The organism is Amycolatopsis balhimycina FH 1894, from assembly GCF_000384295.1.
Classification (GTDB): domain Bacteria; phylum Actinomycetota; class Actinomycetes; order Mycobacteriales; family Pseudonocardiaceae; genus Amycolatopsis; species Amycolatopsis balhimycina.
Genome location: NZ_KB913037.1, coordinates 1,661,468 through 1,677,898, shown reverse-complemented (window position 1 = coordinate 1,677,898; position 16,431 = coordinate 1,661,468). Strand labels below are relative to the sequence as shown.

General features: G+C 72.0%; 18 protein-coding genes. 16 read left to right on the top strand and 2 right to left on the bottom strand.

From position 1 onward, the window contains the following. Positions 1-8: 8 nt before the first annotated feature. The 5 genes from A3CE_RS0106760 (at position 9) to A3CE_RS0106740 (ending at position 3,744) form a co-directional block, all read left to right on the top strand. Positions 9-770 carry a 3-hydroxyacyl-CoA dehydrogenase gene (locus tag A3CE_RS0106760; protein ID WP_020639313.1) on the top strand — a complete coding sequence of 254 codons (762 nt, stop codon included), beginning with the start codon at positions 9-11 and terminating at the stop codon, positions 768-770. Then, a complete protein-coding gene (locus tag A3CE_RS0106755) occupies positions 767-1,279 on the top strand; it encodes a DoxX family protein (protein ID WP_020639312.1) in 513 nt (170 codons plus the stop codon). Before A3CE_RS0106760 ends, A3CE_RS0106755 begins: the two co-directional genes overlap by 4 nt. Before the next feature lie 16 nt (positions 1,280-1,295). Next, positions 1,296-2,444 (top strand): thiolase family protein, encoded by a 1,149-nt coding sequence (locus A3CE_RS0106750; protein WP_020639311.1) that lies wholly within the window; start codon positions 1,296-1,298, stop codon positions 2,442-2,444. 20 nt (positions 2,445-2,464) lie between these two features. Beyond that, on the top strand, positions 2,465-3,229 hold the full coding sequence (locus A3CE_RS0106745) for a crotonase/enoyl-CoA hydratase family protein (protein ID WP_020639310.1): 765 nt from the start codon (positions 2,465-2,467) through the stop codon (positions 3,227-3,229). A 62-nt stretch (positions 3,230-3,291) separates the two neighbouring features. Beyond that, the gene (locus tag A3CE_RS0106740) at positions 3,292-3,744 is read left to right on the top strand and encodes a PaaI family thioesterase (protein ID WP_020639309.1); all 453 of its coding nucleotides are present in this window, start codon (positions 3,292-3,294) and stop codon (positions 3,742-3,744) included. Positions 3,745-3,798: 54 nt separating this feature from the next. Here A3CE_RS0106740 and A3CE_RS0106735 read toward each other — a convergent pair whose 3' ends face one another. Then, positions 3,799-4,704: an SDR family NAD(P)-dependent oxidoreductase gene (locus tag A3CE_RS0106735; protein ID WP_020639308.1), complete on the bottom strand. Its 906-nt coding sequence runs from the start codon at positions 4,702-4,704 to the stop codon at positions 3,799-3,801. Positions 4,705-4,776: 72 nt separating this feature from the next. Here A3CE_RS0106735 and A3CE_RS0106730 point away from each other — a divergent pair, with 72 nt between their 5' ends. Genes A3CE_RS0106730 through A3CE_RS0106720 form a run of 3 tightly spaced genes read left to right on the top strand, consistent with a single transcriptional unit; the run spans position 4,777 to position 7,438 of the window. Continuing rightward, entirely contained in the window at positions 4,777-5,877 is a 1,101-nt protein-coding gene (locus tag A3CE_RS0106730; protein WP_020639307.1) for a serine hydrolase domain-containing protein, read from the top strand. 11 nt (positions 5,878-5,888) lie between these two features. Next, complete coding sequence (locus A3CE_RS0106725) at positions 5,889-6,644, top strand: SDR family oxidoreductase (RefSeq protein WP_020639306.1); 756 nt, start codon at positions 5,889-5,891, stop codon at positions 6,642-6,644. A 17-nt stretch (positions 6,645-6,661) separates the two neighbouring features. Then, entirely contained in the window at positions 6,662-7,438 is a 777-nt protein-coding gene (locus A3CE_RS0106720) for an enoyl-CoA hydratase/isomerase family protein (protein WP_020639305.1), read from the top strand. Between the two features lie 87 nt (positions 7,439-7,525). Here A3CE_RS0106720 and A3CE_RS0106715 read toward each other — a convergent pair whose 3' ends face one another. Next, positions 7,526-8,338, bottom strand: a complete 813-nt coding sequence (locus A3CE_RS0106715; protein WP_020639304.1) for an enoyl-CoA hydratase/isomerase family protein — start codon at positions 8,336-8,338, stop codon at positions 7,526-7,528. An 88-nt stretch (positions 8,339-8,426) separates the two neighbouring features. On the opposite strand from A3CE_RS0106715, the gene A3CE_RS0106710 reads away from it, so the two are divergent. From A3CE_RS0106710 to A3CE_RS0106675, 8 genes are all read left to right on the top strand, one after another. Then, positions 8,427-9,557 (top strand): acyl-CoA dehydrogenase family protein, encoded by a 1,131-nt coding sequence (locus A3CE_RS0106710; RefSeq protein ID WP_020639303.1) that lies wholly within the window; start codon positions 8,427-8,429, stop codon positions 9,555-9,557. A 23-nt stretch (positions 9,558-9,580) separates the two neighbouring features. Beyond that, positions 9,581-10,759, top strand: coding sequence for an acyl-CoA dehydrogenase family protein (locus A3CE_RS0106705; RefSeq protein WP_020639302.1), 1,179 nt, complete (start codon positions 9,581-9,583; stop codon positions 10,757-10,759). 98 nt (positions 10,760-10,857) lie between these two features. Beyond that, entirely contained in the window at positions 10,858-12,432 is a 1,575-nt protein-coding gene (locus A3CE_RS0106700) for an AMP-binding protein (RefSeq protein ID WP_245589443.1), read from the top strand. Further along, entirely contained in the window at positions 12,429-13,577 is a 1,149-nt protein-coding gene (locus tag A3CE_RS0106695; RefSeq protein ID WP_020639300.1) for a thiolase family protein, read from the top strand. Before A3CE_RS0106700 ends, A3CE_RS0106695 begins: the two co-directional genes overlap by 4 nt. After that, entirely contained in the window at positions 13,577-13,969 is a 393-nt protein-coding gene (locus A3CE_RS0106690) for a Zn-ribbon domain-containing OB-fold protein (RefSeq protein WP_020639299.1), read from the top strand. The genes A3CE_RS0106695 and A3CE_RS0106690 overlap by 1 nt, the downstream gene beginning before the upstream one ends. Before the next feature lie 9 nt (positions 13,970-13,978). Beyond that, positions 13,979-14,434 carry a MaoC family dehydratase gene (locus tag A3CE_RS0106685; RefSeq protein WP_020639298.1) on the top strand — a complete coding sequence of 152 codons (456 nt, stop codon included), beginning with the start codon at positions 13,979-13,981 and terminating at the stop codon, positions 14,432-14,434. 13 nt (positions 14,435-14,447) lie between these two features. Continuing rightward, positions 14,448-15,182 carry a FadR/GntR family transcriptional regulator gene (locus tag A3CE_RS0106680; RefSeq protein WP_026468226.1) on the top strand — a complete coding sequence of 245 codons (735 nt, stop codon included), beginning with the start codon at positions 14,448-14,450 and terminating at the stop codon, positions 15,180-15,182. 58 nt (positions 15,183-15,240) lie between these two features. After that, on the top strand, positions 15,241-16,392 hold the full coding sequence (locus tag A3CE_RS0106675) for an acyl-CoA dehydrogenase family protein (RefSeq protein WP_020639296.1): 1,152 nt from the start codon (positions 15,241-15,243) through the stop codon (positions 16,390-16,392). The last annotated feature ends 39 nt before the right edge of the window (positions 16,393-16,431 follow it).

The window sequence follows — 16,431 nt, the reverse complement described above, 5'->3', positions numbered from 1 at the left end:
TGACGGCAATGGATATCCGTGACGGGGTCGCCGTGGTGACCGGCGGAGCGTCCGGGCTCGGCCTGGCGACCACCCAGGCCCTCCTCGGCGCGGGCGCCCGCGTGGTGATCCTCGACCTGCCCGGCTCGGACGGCGAGCAGGTGGCCACCGGGCTCGGCGACGGCGTCCGGTTCGCCCCCGCCGACGTCCGGGATCCCGAGCAGGTCGCGGCCGCCCTCGACGTCGCGGACTCGCTCGGTGCGCTGCGCGTGGCGGTCAACTGCGCGGGCACCGGCAACGCCGTCCGGATCCTCGGCCGCACCGGGGTGTTCCCGCTGCCGGAGTTCACGAAGATCGTCGAGATCAACCTGATCGGCACCTTCAACGTGATCCGGCTGGCCGCCGAACGCATGGCGAAACAGGAACTCTCGGGCGAGGAGCGCGGCGTGGTGGTCAACACCGCGTCGGTGGCGGCCTTCGACGGGCAGATCGGCCAGGCGGCCTACTCCGCGTCGAAGGCCGGCGTCGCGGGCATGACCCTGCCGATCGCGCGAGACCTGGCCGGGCAGCAGATCCGGGTGGTCACCATCGCGCCGGGGCTGTTCGACACCCCGCCGATGGCGGCCGCGCCCGAGGAGTTGCGCGCTGCGCTGGGCAAGCAGGTGCCGCACCCGTCCCGGCTCGGCGATCCGGCCGAGTTCGCCGCCCTGGTCGCCCACGTCGTGGCCAACCCGATGCTCAACGGCGAAGTGATCCGGCTCGACGGCGCGATCCGGATGAGCCCGCGATGACCGCGGCGGACACCGCGGCGTTGCTCGTCCGGCTGGTGGTCGGGGCGACGATGGCCGCGCACGGGTACAACCACCTCTGGGGCGGCGGCGGGGTCGCCGGCACCGCCCGCTGGTTCGCCTCGCTCGGCATGCGCCCGGCCCGGCTGCACGCGGTGCTCAGCGGGGCCGGCGAGCTGGCCGCGGGCGCGGCGCTCGCCGCCGGCTTCCTGACGCCGCTCGCCGCGGCGTTCGTGGTCGGCACGATGGCGGTCGCCGGGGTCACCGCCCACCGGGCCAACGGGTTCTTCGTGTTCAAGGACGGCTACGAGTACGTCCTGATGATCGCGGTGATCTGCGCGGCGCTCGCGCTCACCGGGCCGGGCGGGTTCTCGCTGGACCACGCCCTCGGCTGGGACGGCGCGTTGTCGGGCGGGGCCGGGCTGGCGGTCGCCGCCGGCGGTGGCGTGCTCGGTGCCGCGGCGCTGCTCGCCGCGACCTGGCGGCCCGCGCGGATCGAAGCAGCAAAGTGACGAGCAAGGAGCAGGCATGCGTGACGCGGTGATCGTCGAAGCGGTGCGGACGCCGGTCGGCAAGCGGGGCGGCGGGTTGTCCGGAGTGCACCCGGTGGACCTCTCGGCGCACGTGCTGACCGCGCTCGCCGAGCGCAGCGGGCTCGATCCGGCCCTGGTCGACGACGTGGTGTGGGGCTGCGTCGGGCAGGCGGGCGAGCAGACCGCGGACATCGCGCGCACGTCGGTCCTGGCGGCGGGCTGGCCCGAGTCGGTGCCCGGCGTGACCGTCGATCGCCAGTGCGGTTCGTCGCAGCAGGCCGTGCACTTCGCCGCCGCGGGGGTCGTCTCCGGGCAGTACGACGTGGTCGTCGCCGGTGGCGTCGAGTCGATGTCCCGCGTGCCCATGGGCTCCTCGGCGATGGGGCAGGACCCGTACGGCCCGCGCTACCTCGCCCGGTACGACGGCGCGTACCCGAACCAGGGGATCGGCGCGGAGATGATCGCGCGGCAGTGGGGGCTCAGCCGGACCCGGCTGGACGAGTTCTCCCTCGGCAGTCACGAGAAGGCCGCGGCGGCCCAGGACGAGGGAAGGTTCGACGCGCAGATCGAGCCGGTCACCCTCGAAGACGGCACGGTCGTGGCCTTGGACGAGGGCATCCGCCGCGGCGGGACCCTCGAGTCCCTGGCCGGGCTGCGGACGGCGTTCGACGAGAACGGGACGATCACCGCGGGGAATTCCTCGCAGATCTCCGACGGATCGGCCGCCCTCCTGATCACGACGAGTGCCAAGGCGGCGGAGCTGGGACTGCGGCCGCTCGCCCGGGTGCACACGGCCGTGCTGGCCGCAGGGGACCCGGTGATCATGCTGACGGCGCCGATCGAGGCGACCCGGAAGGCGCTCGCGCGGAGCGGCCTGGCGATCGAGGAGATCGGCGCGTTCGAGGTGAACGAGGCGTTCGCGCCGGTGCCGCTCGCCTGGCTGGGCGACCTCGGCGCGGACGTCAAGGCGCTCAACCCGAACGGCGGGGCGATCGCGCTGGGGCACCCGCTGGGCGGATCCGGCGCGCGGCTGATGACGACGCTGGTGCACCACATACGGGACCACGGGATCCGCTACGGACTCCAGACGATGTGCGAGGGTGGCGGTCAGGCCAACGCCACCATCCTGGAACTGCTCGGCTGAGCCGGGGAAGAAGGCACGACATGGCTGACGAAGTCCTCCTGGAACGCGACGGCGCGACCCTGATCATCACGATGAACCGGCCGGCGGTGCGCAACGCGGCGAACGGCGCGCTCGCGCGCGGTGTCGCGGACGCACTGGACCGGCTCGACGAGGACCATTCCCTCGTCACCGCCGTGCTCACGGGCGCCGGCGGGAACTTCAGTTCCGGAATGGATCTGAAGGCGTTCCTCACCGGCGACACCCCGGACATCCCGGGCCGCGGGCTGCTGGGGCTCGCCGCCTGCCCGCCGGTCAAGCCGATCATCGCCGCCGTCGAGGGGTACGCGCTCGCCGGCGGCTGCGAGATCGCCCTGGCCTGCGATCTGATCGTAGCCGCGCGCGACGCCCGGTTCGGGCTGCCGGAGACGAAACGCGGGCTTGTCGCCGGGGGCGGCGGGCTCCTGCGCCTGCCCCAGCGGATCCCGCGGGGGATCGCCCTGGAGTACGCGCTCACCGGCGACCAGTTCGGGGCCGAGGAGGCGTCGCGGTGGGGCATGGTGAACCGGCTGACCGAGCCGGGCGGCGCGCTGGCCGCGGCGCGCGAACTGGCCGCGCGGATCGCGGCGAACGGCCCCCTGGCCGTGTGCGCGACCAAGCAGATCGTGGCGGAGGCGGGCGAGTGGCCGGCCACCGAGCAGTGGGAACGCCAGCGCGTGGTGACCGATCCGGTGTTCGCCTCGGCCGACGCCGTCGAGGGTGCCCGCGCGTTCGCCGAGAAGCGGCAGCCGGTCTGGAGCGGACGCTGAACCGCCCGGAGCGGCACTGGGTCGGCTCCGACTTCCAGGAGCCGCCGCGGACCGAAGGCGGGGTGGCGCTGTGCGGAGCCTGCCGCCTGACCGGCGTGTGCCGGCTGGGTGTCGAGCACGAACGGCTGGACGGCCCCGACACCGCCCTGTTCGACGTCCGCTGCCCGCGTGACCAGGAAGGCGGCCCCGACGTCGCCCACGGCGGCTGGACCGCCGCGGTGCTCGACGAGTGCCTCGGGCACATCGCCCTGCTGCAAGGTGTCCTCACGGTCACTGCCGAGCTGAGCGTCAGCTTCGTCAAGCCGGTGCCCGTCGAGCGGCCGATCGAGGTACGTGCCTGGGTGGAACGCCGGGCGGGCTCCCGCTGGTACATCCAGGGCGAGATGGTGCTGCTGCCCGGCCGGGCGCTGCTGGCCAAGGCGTCGGGCATCTGGGTGCGGCGGGACCCGGCGCACTTCGACCGTCACCAACGCTGGCTCGCCGAGCAGGACGCGCCCCGCGACACGAGCGAGTAGTCCGTGAATGGCACATTGAGAGACTTCAAGTCTCTCAATGTGCCATTCACGGACTCAGAGCTGCGCGGGCCGGCCGGTCGGGGCGGTGCCGTAGAGCTGGGGGAGGGCCTCGGTGAGTTCGTCGGCGGTGACCGCCTTCCCGGTGCTGCTCGGGTGGCTGCCGATCACCGTCCAGCCCTGCAGGCGGTTGACCGTGGCGCCGTCGATGCGCAGCACCTGGCCGGTCAGCCAGCCGGCCGCGTCCGAGGCGAGGTAGACGACCGCACCGGACGCGTTGGCGGGATCGCGCGGATCGAACCCGGCGGCGTCGCTGCCCGTGCCGGCCACCGCCAGGTCGGCGGTCATCCGGGTGGCCGCGATCGGCGAGATCGCGTTCGCCGTCACGCCGTAGCGGCGCATCTCCAGGGCGGTGATAACGGTCAGGCCGGCGATACCGGCCTTCGCGGCGCCATAGTTCGCCTGTCCCGCGTTGCCGAACAGGCCGGTGCCCGACGTCGTGTTGATCACCCGGCCGGCGACCCGTTCGCCGCGCTTGGCCGCGGCCCGCCAGTACGCGCAGGCGTGCCGGGTGAGCGCGAAGGTGCCCTTGAGGTGGACCGCGATCACCGCGTCGAACTCCTCTTCGGACATGGAAAAGAGCATGCGGTCGCGGACGATCCCGGCGTTGTTCACCACGATGTCGAGCCGGCCGAACTCGGCGACCGTGTCGGCGACCATCGCCTCGGTCGCGGCCCAGTCGGTCACCGACGCGTGGTTCGTGGTCGCCGTCCCGCCCAGCTTGACGATCTCCGTCGCGACGTCGTCGGCCGGGGACTCGCCGGTCTGTTCGCCGTGGAGGCCCGACCCGAGATCGTTGACCACGACCGTCGCGCCCGCCTCGGCGAGGGCGAGGCAGTGTGCCCTGCCGAGCCCCCGGCCGCCGCCGGTCACGATGGCCACCTTGCCGTCGAGGATGCCCACAGCCGCTCCAATCAGTTAACTAATCTTATTCTTTATGCTAGCTTGTGGAGCGGGCCGAGTCGAGGAGGGCGGATGACCGAAGTGGCACAGCACGAGGTGGCCGGTCCGGCCGCCGTCGGCGTCGACCCCGGCCGGCTCGACGTTCTGCTGCGGCACGTCCGGCATGCGGTGGCCGAGATGCCGCTGCCCTCGATGCAGGTGGCCGTGGCCCGGCAGGGCAGGCTGGCGGCGTTCGAGACCTTCGGCGACGCCACCGGCCGGGACCGGTACGTGCTGCAGTCCGTCGGCCGGTCGATCGTCGCGGGCGTGGTGTGGCACCTGATCGGCAGGGGACTGCTCGACCTCGGCGAGCGCGTCGCCGAGATCGTTCCCGGGTTCGGCGCGAACGGCAAGGACGCCGTGACCGTCGAGCACGTGCTGACCCACACCGCCGGGTTCCCGTTCGCCCCGCTCGGCTACCCGAAGATGCTCGACCGCGAGCAGCGGCTGGCCGCGTTCGCCCGCTGGCGCCTGGACTACCCGCCCGGCACCAAGTTTCAGTTTCACCTGACGTCGGCGGCCTGGCTGATCGGCGAGATCGTGCACCGGCGCACCGGCCTGACCTTCGCCGAGTACCTGCGCGCCGAACTCACCGGCCCGCTCGGCCTGTCCTCCCTCGACCTGGGGGTTTCGGCGGACACTGTCCTGCCGATGCTCGCCACCGACCGCACTGGCGACGACCAGGAGCCCGACCCCTGGGGCCCGTGGTACCTGTCCGACCCTCGCGTGCTCGCCGCCGGAGAACCGAGCCATGCGCTCGTCGGCACGGCGGCGGACGTGGCGCTGTTCTTCCAGGCGCTGGTCCACTCCGGACGCTGGCCTGCCGACGCTGTCACCGAAGGGTCCCGGATCCGGTTCACGCGGCGACCGGCCGGAGAAGAGGCCTATGGCGGCGGCACTCCGGTCAGCATGGGGCTCTTCGTGACCGTGGCCGGCGGTGGTCTGCCGTCCACCGGGTCCCCGGCACTGTTCGGCAACAGCGGCGCCGCCTACCAGCTCGGCTTCCTGGATCCGGTCAGTGGAGTGTCGTTCGCGTTGCTGTGCAACGGATACCCGCTCGCCGGCTACGACCTGTCCGAACGCGGCCGGTCGATGATGCGCACCATCGCCGACCTCGCCGCGGACCTGACCTGACGGAGGATTTCGTGGACACACCCGACAAGGTCGCGCTCGTCACCGGAGCCGGGCGCGGCATCGGCGCGGCCATCGCCGCCGAACTGGCCGCGCGCGGCCACCGGATCGCGGTGTGCGACGTCGACCGGGCCGCGGCGAACGACACTGCCGCGGCCATCGCCGACGAACACGGTGTGAAGACGGCGGCGGTCGTCGCGGACATCGCCGACGGCGAGGCGGTCCGGGCCGCGGTCACCGAAGTGGAGGCCGGGCTCGGCCCGGTGGACGTGCTGGTGAACAACGCCGCCATCGACGTCCTCGGTCGATTTGTCGACAGCACCGAACGGGACTGGGACCGGATCATCGGGGTGAACCTGCGGGGCACCATCACGGTGACCAGGGCCGTGCTGGACGGGATGATCGGGCGCGAGCGCGGGCGGATCATCCACATCGCCTCCGACGCCGGCCGGGTCGGCTCCTCCGGTGAGGTGGTCTACTCCGCGACCAAGGGCGGGATCATCGCGTTCGGCAAGGCACTGGCCCGAGAGGTCGCCCGGCACGGCATCACGGTCAACAGCGTCTGCCCCGGCCCGACCGACACCGCGTTGCTCGGGCAGGTGGCCGAGTACAGCCGGCGGATGTACGAGGCGACCGTCCGCGCGATCCCGCTGCGCCGGGTCGCCCAGCCGACCGACATCGCCGGCGTGGTGGGCTTCCTGGCTTCCGACGCGGCCGCCTACCTGACCGGGCAGTCGATCTCGGTCAGCGGCGGTCTCACCATGTTGTGACCGAAGGGAATCCAGTCGTGGCAGACCTGCTGCGCGTCGACGTGGCGGACCGCGTCGCCGTGCTCACCCTCGACCGCCCGGAGCGGCTCAACGCCATCGGAACCGCGACGGCGGACCGCATCGAGTCCACATTGGACGAACTGCGGGCCGACCCGTCGGTGCGGGCGCTGGTGTTCACCGGGGCGGGCCGCGGCTTCTCCGCGGGAGCCGACCTCGACGAGATCGAGGCGCTGCGGACCGCCTACGAGTTCCGCGCCTTCGTGGGACGGCTGACCGAGGTGTTCGGCCGGCTGCAGGCGTTCGCCAAGCCGTCGGTGGCCGCGATCCACGGGTTCGCCCTCGGCGGTGGTCTCGAACTCGCCCTCGCCTGCGACCTCCGGGTCGCCGAGCGCGGCGCCAAGCTCGGCCTGCCGGAGATGAAGCTCGGCGTGCTGCCCGGAGCGGGCGGGACCCAGCGGCTGCCCCGGCTGGTGCCGCCGGGGATTGCCAAGCAGATGATCCTCACCGGCGAGCCGATCGACGCCGAGCGCGCCTACGCGGTGGGCTTGGTGAACGAGCTGGTGGAGCCGGGCGAGGGGCTGCGCGTGGCGACGGCGCTGGCCGGTCGCCTCGCGGCGGGCGCCCCGCTGGCCCTGGCGGCGGGCAAGGCCCTGGTGGACCGCATCGACGGCGACCTCGCCGCCGGGATCGCCGCCGAACGGGAGACCGTATCCGTCATGTTCACCGCCGAGGACCGGGCTGAGGGGCTGCGAGCCTTCCGCGAGCGCCGCCCCGCCGACTTCCGCGGGGTGTAAGCGCGGCTCCCGAAGGTCGTGAATGAGTCATTCAGGACCTGCGAGGTCCTGAATGAGTCATTCAGGACACCCGCACCCGGCGCCTCGCTACAGCGGGAGGTCGGCGCCCGCGGTGAAGTCGGGGCTGCGCTTCTCCCGGTGCGACGCCAGCCCCTCCTGCACGTCGGGGCCGCCGAAGCCGAAGAACTCCAGGCCCAGCGACGATTCGAAGATCGGCGAAGCGGTGCGGTACCAGTGGTTGAGCGAGCGCTTGGTCCAGCCGAGCGCACTGGCCGAGCCCGAGGCGAGTGAGGTGGCCACCCGCAGTGCCTCGGCGTGCACCCCTTCGTCGTCGACGCACCGGGACACCAGGCCGATCCGCTCGGCTTCCTCGCCGGTGAGCACCTCGCAGGTGAGCAGGTAGTACTTCGCCTTGGCCATCCCGCACAGCAGCGGCCAGCAGAGCGCCGCGTGGTCGCCGGCGGCGACGCCGAGGCGGGTGTGGCCGTCCACGATCTTCGCCCGGCGGCCCACGATGGAGATGTCGGCCATCATGCCGACCGCCAGCCCGGCCCCGACCGCGGGTCCGTGGATGGCCGAGATGACCGGTTTCGAGCAGTTCAGCACCCCGTACACCATGTCCCGCGCCTCCCGCATCACCCGGGCGCGCACCACGTAGTCGCGGCTCATCTCCTCGATCGAGTCGAAGGTGCCGCCGGCCGAGAACGCCTTGCCCGCGCCCTGCACGAGCACCGCGCGGGTCTCCGGGTCGCGGTCGATCACCGGCCAGACGTCGGCGAGTTCGGTGTGCATCCGGGGGGACACCGCGTTGAGGTTGGGCGCGTCCAGCACGAGCCGCAGCACGCCGGGGGCGGGGCGGTCGAAGGTGAGGGACGGGAACTCGTCGTAGCGATCACTCATCGGGACTCCTCGTGCGACGCCGGGACATTGACTCAAGCCACTCCGGTAAGACTATAATTATATAACTGATTGCGGGAAGGTGTGCCGGATGACGGAAACGGCTTCGGTCGGCGTCCTGAGCGACGAACAGCTCCAGCTGCGCCAGGTGCTGCGGACCTTTCTGGACAGACACAGCGCCGAGCCCGACGTGCGCCGCCTGATGGCGACCGACGAGGGTTACGACACGCGGGTGTGGCGACAGCTCGGCGGCGAACTCGGGTTGCCAGGGCTCGCGATCCCCGAAGAATACGGCGGATCGGGCTTCGGCTACGCCGAACTCGGGCTCGTGTTCGAGGAGACGGGCCGCGCGCTGCTGTGTGCGCCGTACTTCGGCACCGTCGCGCTCGCCGCCGAAGTGCTCCTGCGCGCCGGGGACGAGTCGGCGGCCAAGGACCTGCTGCCGGGGATCGCGGCGGGCGAGACCATCGCGGCACTCGCCCTCACCGAGCCGGGTGGGCGCCGTGACGAAGGCGGGATCACCGTCCGGGCCGAGCGGGTCGCGGGCCACTGGCAGCTGAGCGGGGTCAAGACCCATGTCCTCGACGGCCACACCGCGGATCTCCTGCTCGTCGTGGCCCGGACGGACGCGGGGACGGGTCTGTTCGCCGTCGACGGTTCGGCCCCCGGTCTGCGGCGGACCGCGGAGCGCACCATCGACCAGACACGTAAGCAGGCCCGCCTGGACTTTTCCGGGGCCCCGGCCCGGCTGATCGGCGACGCCGGGAGTGCCTGGCCCGCGATCGAGCGCACGCTGTCGACCGCTGCCGTCCTGCTCGCCGCCGAACAGCTGGGCGGCGCTTCCCGCGCGCTGGAGCTGGCGGTGGACTACGCGAAGATCCGCGAACAGTACGGCCGGGCGATCGGCTCGTTCCAGGCCGTCAAGCACCGCCTGGCCGACATGCTGACCGACGTCGAGTGTGCCCGGTCCGCGGTGCAGGACGGTCTGCGCGCCCTGGTGGCCGACGCCGAAGACCTGCCCATCGCCGCGTCCGTGGCGAAGGCGTACTGCTCGGAAGCGTTCACCCGGGTGGCCGCCGGGGCCATCCAGGTGCACGGCGGCATCGGCTTCACCTGGGAGCACTCCGTGCAGCTGTACTTCAAGCGCGCCAAGGCGTCCGAGCTGCTGCTGGGCACGCCGGCCGAGCACCGCGCGCGGCTCGGCCGGTGGCTGGGCCTGTGACCGCGCGTCGAGAGGAGCTTTCGGTGGACCTGGACTTCGGGCCGAGTGTCGCGGACTTCCGGGCGGAGGTCCGCGACTGGCTGGCCGGGCACCTGGTCGGCGAGTTCGCCGCGCACCGCGGGATCGGCGGACCGGCCGACTCGGAGGCGTGGGACGTCCGGGTGGCGTGGGACCGCGAGCTGGCCGCGGGCGGCTGGCTCGGGCTGAGCTGGCCGGTCGAGTACGGCGGCCGCGGCCTCACCCTGCTGGAGGAGGTCGTCTTCAACTACGAATACGCCCGCTCCGGCGCGCCTTATCGGGCCACGACCAGCGGCCTCGACCTGTTCGGGCCGATGCTGCTGGCCATGGGCACGCCGGCGCAGAAGCAGCGGTTCCTGCCGCCCATCCTGCGCGTCGAGGAGCTGTGGGGGCAGGGCTTCAGTGAGCCGGGAGCGGGCTCCGACCTCGCGTCGCTGCGCTGCCGGGCGGAGCTGGACGGCGACCACTGGGTGCTCAACGGCCAGAAGGTGTGGACGACGATGGCTCACACCGCGGACTGGCTGTACGTGCTGGTGCGCACCGACCCGGACAGCGAGCGGCACCGGGGGCTGAGCATGCTGCTGGTGCCGCGCCACCAGCCGGGCGTGGACGTGCGGGTGATCCGGAACCTGGCGGGGCAGGACGAGTTCGCCGAGGTCTATTTCGACGACGCGCGCACCGCCGCCGACCTGGTCGTCGGCGAGGTCGGCCAGGGCTGGCGGACCGCGATGGGCACGCTGGGCATCGAGCGCGGCGTCACCCTCCTGCCGCAGCAGCTGTCGTTCGAGCGCGAAGTCGAGAACCTGGTGCAGGCCGCCCGGGACGCGGGTGACGCCGTGCCGGCGTCGACGCGGGACCGGATCGTCGAAGCCTGGATGTCGGTCCGCCTCATGCGCACCACCAACCTCCGCACGCTGGGTGAGGTCCTGGCCGGGCGCGCGCCCGGACCGCAGGCTGGGATCGCCAAGCTCTTCGCCTCGACGTCGCACCAGCGGATGGGACACCTCGCCGCCGAGGTCGCCGGCCCGGCCGGGCAGCTCGTCGGCGAGCACTACGACCTCGACGTCCGCCAGCGCACGTTCCTGCTGTCCCTGGCCGAGACGATCTACGGCGGTTCCAGCGAGATCCAGCGGAACATCATCGGCGAACAGCTGCTGGGCCTGCCGAAGGAACCGCGGCCATGACCGAGCGGCGCCGAGCGGTCACCAGCCGTCGCCGGTATCACTAGTTCAGCTAAATAGGTTAGCCTTTTCCGGAGTGTCAGGTCCAAGGAGTGATCACGGTGCACCCTGCCCGCCGCCTCAGCATCGCCGACGTCGTCCGCGAGCACCGCAGATCGTTCGCGGACGCGGTCGCGTTCGTGGACGGCGACGTCCGTCTCACCTGGACCGAGTTCGACGAGCGCACCAACCGGCTGGCCAGCGCCTTGGCCGCGGACGGGGTCGGCGCCGGCGACCGGGTGCTGTGGCTGGGGCAGAACTCCGTGCGGATCTGGGAGCTGCTCGGCGCGGCGGCCAAGCTCGGCGCGATGGTCTGCCCCGGCTACTGGCGGTGGGCGGCGCCGGAGATGGCCTTCGCGGTGCGGGACTTCGATCCGAAGGTCGTCGTCTGGCAGCACGAGGAGATCGGCGAAACGGTGGCCAAGGCGCGGGCGGAGCTGGGCGAACCGGCCGGCGTGCGCTGGCTGCGGCATGACAGCCCGGCCGGTGAGGACGGGTACGAATCCTTCCTCGCCGAAGGCGCGCTGGAGGATCCCGCGCTCGACGTCGACCCCGACGCGGCGTTGCTGGTCATCTACACGGCGGCGATGTCCGGCACGCAGTGCGGGTCGATGCTGTCGCACCGCAACCTCCTGGCGATGGGCGCCACCGGCGCGTGGCTGGGCGACATCGACCACACCACGGCGTTCCTGAGCGCCGGCCCGATGTTCCACATCGGCAACTACCAGTTCTGGGGCGTGCCGGCGTTCCTCCAGGGCGGCAAGAACGTGATCGTCCGGCGGGTGGTCGCCGAGGAGGTGCTGCCGCTGCTGGCCGGGGAAAAGTGCACGCACGGGTACCTGATGCCGCCGACGATCGTGGAGCTGGTGAAGCTCAACGCCACGGCCGGGCACGACCTGTCCGCCTTCCGGGCCAGCGTGGCGCCCCAGCTGTGGCAGGGCACCGTGACGGTCGACACGAGCCGGTTCACCGCCAACGGCGGCGGCGAGGGCCGCGGTTACGGCCAGACCGAGGTCACCGGGTTCGCGACCACCGGCGGATTCGGCGGATCCGGCCTGGGCAACGCCGGCCGCCCAGGCCCGTTCGTCGCCGTGCGGATCGTCGCCGAGGACGGCACCGAATGCGCGCCCGGCGTGGCCGGGGAGATCTGCGTGCGCGGGGACCTGGTGCACCTGGGCTACTGGAACCGGCCCGAGGTCAACGAGCACCGCTTCCGCGACGGCTGGTGGCACACGACCGACCTCGGCCGCCGGGAACCGGACGGCACGATCAGCTTCCTCGGCACCACCACCCGCATGCTCAAGTCGGCCGCCGAGAACATCTTCCCGGCCGAGGTCGAGAACTGCATCGAGGGGCATCCGGCGGTCAAGGAGGCGGCCGTGATCGGAGTGCCGAACGAGCGCTGGGCGCAGGACGTCAAGGCCGTCGTCGTGCTGCACGGCCCCGATCAGGCATCTGCCGCGGACATCATCGAGCACTGCCGGGAGCGCATCGCGTCGTACAAGAAGCCCAAGACCGTCGAGTTCGTGGACGCGCTGCCGCGGACCGCCGCGTTCGCCAAGGACTACGCCGCGCTCGACGCCCGGTTCGGTGGTGGCGGCTACCCCGGCGGCGAGACGCTCGGAGCCGGCCGGTGAAGACGGTCCGGCAGCCGGTCGTCGTCGGCGTCCACGCCACCGAGCAGGCGCTGTCGCTGCCGCACCGGGACGCGATGGACCTGGCGCTCGAAGCCGTCACCGGCGCGATCGCCGACGCCGGCCTTCGCCCGTCCGATGTAGACGGTGCACAGGTCGACTGGCCCGGGCCGGGTGGCGTGCCGGGGGAGGGCAGCTCGTGGGCGCGGCTGCTCGGCAACCTGCGCTGGACCAGCGACGCCATGCTGGACAACGCGGGCTCTCGCGGGCTGCTCAAGGCCGCCGCCGCGGTGTCGGCGGGGCTGGCCGACACGGTCGTCGTCGGCGGCTGCCGGCTGGTCTCCCGGGGCACCGGACCGGTCGGTGCGGGCGTCCCCGTCGAGTTCGCCGACGTCTGGGGCAGTTACGTCGTGGCCCAGTTCGCGCTGGTGGCGGCCCGGCACATGCACCAGTTCGGGACGACGCCACGGCAGCTCGCCGAGGTCGCGGCCACGATCCGGAACAACGGTTCGACGAACCCGGAGGCGATGATGTACGGGCGGGGTCCGTACACCGCCGACGATGTCCTGGCCTCGCGGATGGTCGCGACGCCGTTCCATCTCCTGGACTGCTGCATCGTCGGCGAGGGTGGCGGCGCGTTCGTGGTGACCACCGCCGAGCGCGCGCGCGACCTGCCGCGGTCGCCCGTCGCGATCCTGGGCGGCGGGATGGAGTTCCACCAGGCCGCGTACGCGAATCCCGCGCTGTACCGCGAAGTCGGCATGATCGGCCGGGACGCCGCGGCCCGCGCGTTCGGCACCGCCGGGGTCGGGCCTGCCGAGGTGGACGTCTTTTCCCTGTACGACCCGAACTCCTTCGAGGTCATCCGGCAGCTGGAAGCGCTGGGCGTGTGCGAGGAGGGGGAGGGTGGCCCGCTGGTGGAAACGGGCGCGATCGCCGTGGACGGCAAGTATCCGGTGAACCCGGACGGCGGCTGCCTGTCGTATGCCTGGAACGGGACGCAGCAGATGACGCTCAAGGTCGTGGAGGCCGTGCGGCAGCTGCGCGGAACCGCCGTGCACCAGGTCACCGGCGCCGAGGTCGCCGTCGTCGGCAACGCCGGCTCCGGTGCCCAGCACTACGAGATGTCCGTTCTGGGGAGGATCTGATGAGCCGTCCGGTGCCCCAGCCGACGACACTGAGCCGCCCCTTCTGGGACGCGGCCGCCGACGGCAGGCTCGTCCTCCCGAAGTGCGGGGACTGCGGGCTCACGTTCTTCGCGCCCGAGCCCGCGTGCCCGGGCTGCCTCTCCCGGAACTGGACTTACGTGCCGAGCACGGGAACCGGCACGGTGTACGCCGTGACGGTCGTCCACCGCGCGCCCGGACCCGGCTTCGACGTGCCGTTCGCGCTGGCGATCGTCGACCTCGACGACGGCGTGCCGTTGCTGTCCCACGTGGTCGGCTGCCCGGTGGACGACGTCGTCATCGGCCTGCGGGTGCGGGTCGACTTCCGGCCACTGACCGCCGAGATCACCTTGCCGTATTTCGTGCCCGCGTAAGGGAGTGCCATGCAGGTCTTAGCCGGTCTCGAGGGGATCTTCGCCGCCAAAGGCAGCGTCCTGGGCAGCAGCGAGTGGGTCACGATCGACCAGGACCGGATCGACGCGTTCGCCGGGGCGACCGGCGACCACCAGTGGATCCACGTCGACGCCGAGCGTGCCGCGGCGGGGCCGTTCGGCACGACGATCGCGCACGGCTACCTGACCCTGTCGCTGCTGCCGATGTTCATGGTCGCCGTCTACCGGGTCGAAGGCGCCCGGATGGCGGTCAACTACGGCCTGGACAAGGTCCGCTTCGTCACGCCGGTGCCGGTCGGCTCGCGGCTGCGCGGCACCACCGAACTGGTCGACGCGCAGCCGCTGGACGCCACGTCGGCCCAGCTGTTCTTTCGCGTGACCGTGGAGATCGAGGGCGTCGAGCGGCCCGCCTGCGTGGCCGAGACCGTCAGCCGCCAGTATTTCTAGGAAGGCGGACCACGTGCGGATACCCAAGATGGCCGAACTGGTCGCGCTCGAGCTGCGCCGCCGGATCGTCCGCGGCGAGCTGACCGAAGGCGACGCGCTGCCGGCCGAGGCCGAGCTGATGGCGGAGTTCGCGGTGTCGCGGCCGACACTGCGGGAGGCGTTCCGGGTGCTGGAATCGGAGTCGCTGATCAGCATCCGCCGCGGGGCTCGGGGCGGGGCGCGCGTGCACGTCCCGGACGGTTCCGTCGCCGCGCGCTACGCCGGGTTCATCCTCGAACACCGGTCGGCGACGCTGCAGGACGTCTATGCCGCCCGGACCGTGATCGAAGCGCCGTGCGCCGGGCTCCTCGCGGGGCGGCGCACCGCCGCCGATCTCGACCGGCTGCACACCGCGCTCGCCGAGGCGGAGTCGCTGATCGACGACCCGCCCGCGTTCATCCGCGCGCACATGCGGTTCCACGCCCTGGTCGTGGAGCTCTCGGGCAACCAGACGCTGGCCCTGCTCAACGGCATGGTGCGGCACATCATCGACCGGGCGAACTGGTCGCACGTCGACCTCGACGCGGGCACCGAAGAGAACGTCCGGGCCAACCTCAGCGGCTTCCGCGCACACGTCCGGCTGGTCGAGCTGGTCACCGCCGGCGAGGCGGCCGAGGCCACCCTGGTGTGGCGGTCGCACCTGGAGCAGGCCCACGAGTACCTGCTCGGGAACCGGTCGATGACCACGGTCCTCGACCTGCTGCGCTGACACCTATATAGTGCAATGAGATAGATGATTGTTCATCCCTGAGCGATGGGGGTCTGCCGTGGACTTCGAGCTGACCGACGAGCAACGGATGTTGCGCGAGACCGCGCGTCAGTTCGTCGCGAAGGTCTGTCCGGCGGAACAGGCCAAGAAGTGGGACGAGGAGTCCGCCGTGCCCCCGGAGCTGTTCTCCGGCATGGCCGACCTGGGCTGGTTCTCCCTGCCCTTCCCCGCCGAAGAGGGCGGGGACGGCGGCGGCCCGGTGGAGCTGATCGTGCTCGCGGAGGAACTCGGCCGCGCCAGCTTCGACGTGGCCATGTGCTACATCGGCGTGCTCATCCCGGGGATCACCGTGTTCCGCTGGGGAACCGAACCGCAACGGGACTTCATCCGCGACCAGGTGATGACCGGCCGGCACCGGCTTGCGGTCGGCCTGAGCGAGCCCGACAGCGGGTCGGACGCGGCTGCGCTACGCACCACGGCCGAGGACCGCGGGGACCACTTCGTGGTCCGTGGCCAGAAGGCCTGGTGCACGGGCGCCGGGCTGCCGGACACCACGATCGCGACGTACGTGCGCACCGGGCCGCGGGAACCCAAGCACAGCGGGATCAGCCTGCTGCTGATCGACCCGGAGAGCCCGGGGGTGGAGGTCCGCCGGACCCCCACCCTCGCCCGGCACATCCTGGGGACCAACGAGGTCTTCTTCGGTGACGTCGTGGTGCCCAAGGAGAACCTGGTCGGACCGGCCGGAGAAGGCTGGAAGGTGATGCTGTCCAACATCGAGCTGGAGAAGGTCATCATCACCGGCGGCTACCTCGGCGCGGCGCAGGCGACGCTGGACGAGATGCTCGAGTTCGCGCGCACCCGGCAGGCGTTCGGCCGCCCGGTCGGTACCTTCCAGGCGATCGCGCACGCCATCGCCGACCTGCAGACCGAGATCGACTCGGCCCGGCTGCTCGCGTACCGGGCAGCCTGGCTCCTGGCCCAGGGCAAGCCGTGCACCCGCGAGGGCTCGATGGCGAAGCTGAAGGGCTCGGAGACGTATGTCGCCGCCGCCCGGCTGGGCATGCAGGTCTGCGCCGGGCACGGCTTCTCCACCGAGAGCGTGATGAGCTTCCGCTACCGGGAGTCGATCGTGGCCACGATCTCCGGTGGCACCAGCCAGATCCAGCGCAATGGCATCGCACGGAGCATGGGCCTGCGCACCTACTGAGGGCGGTCCCGTAAACCAGGTGCCCGCTCCGCGCCGCCC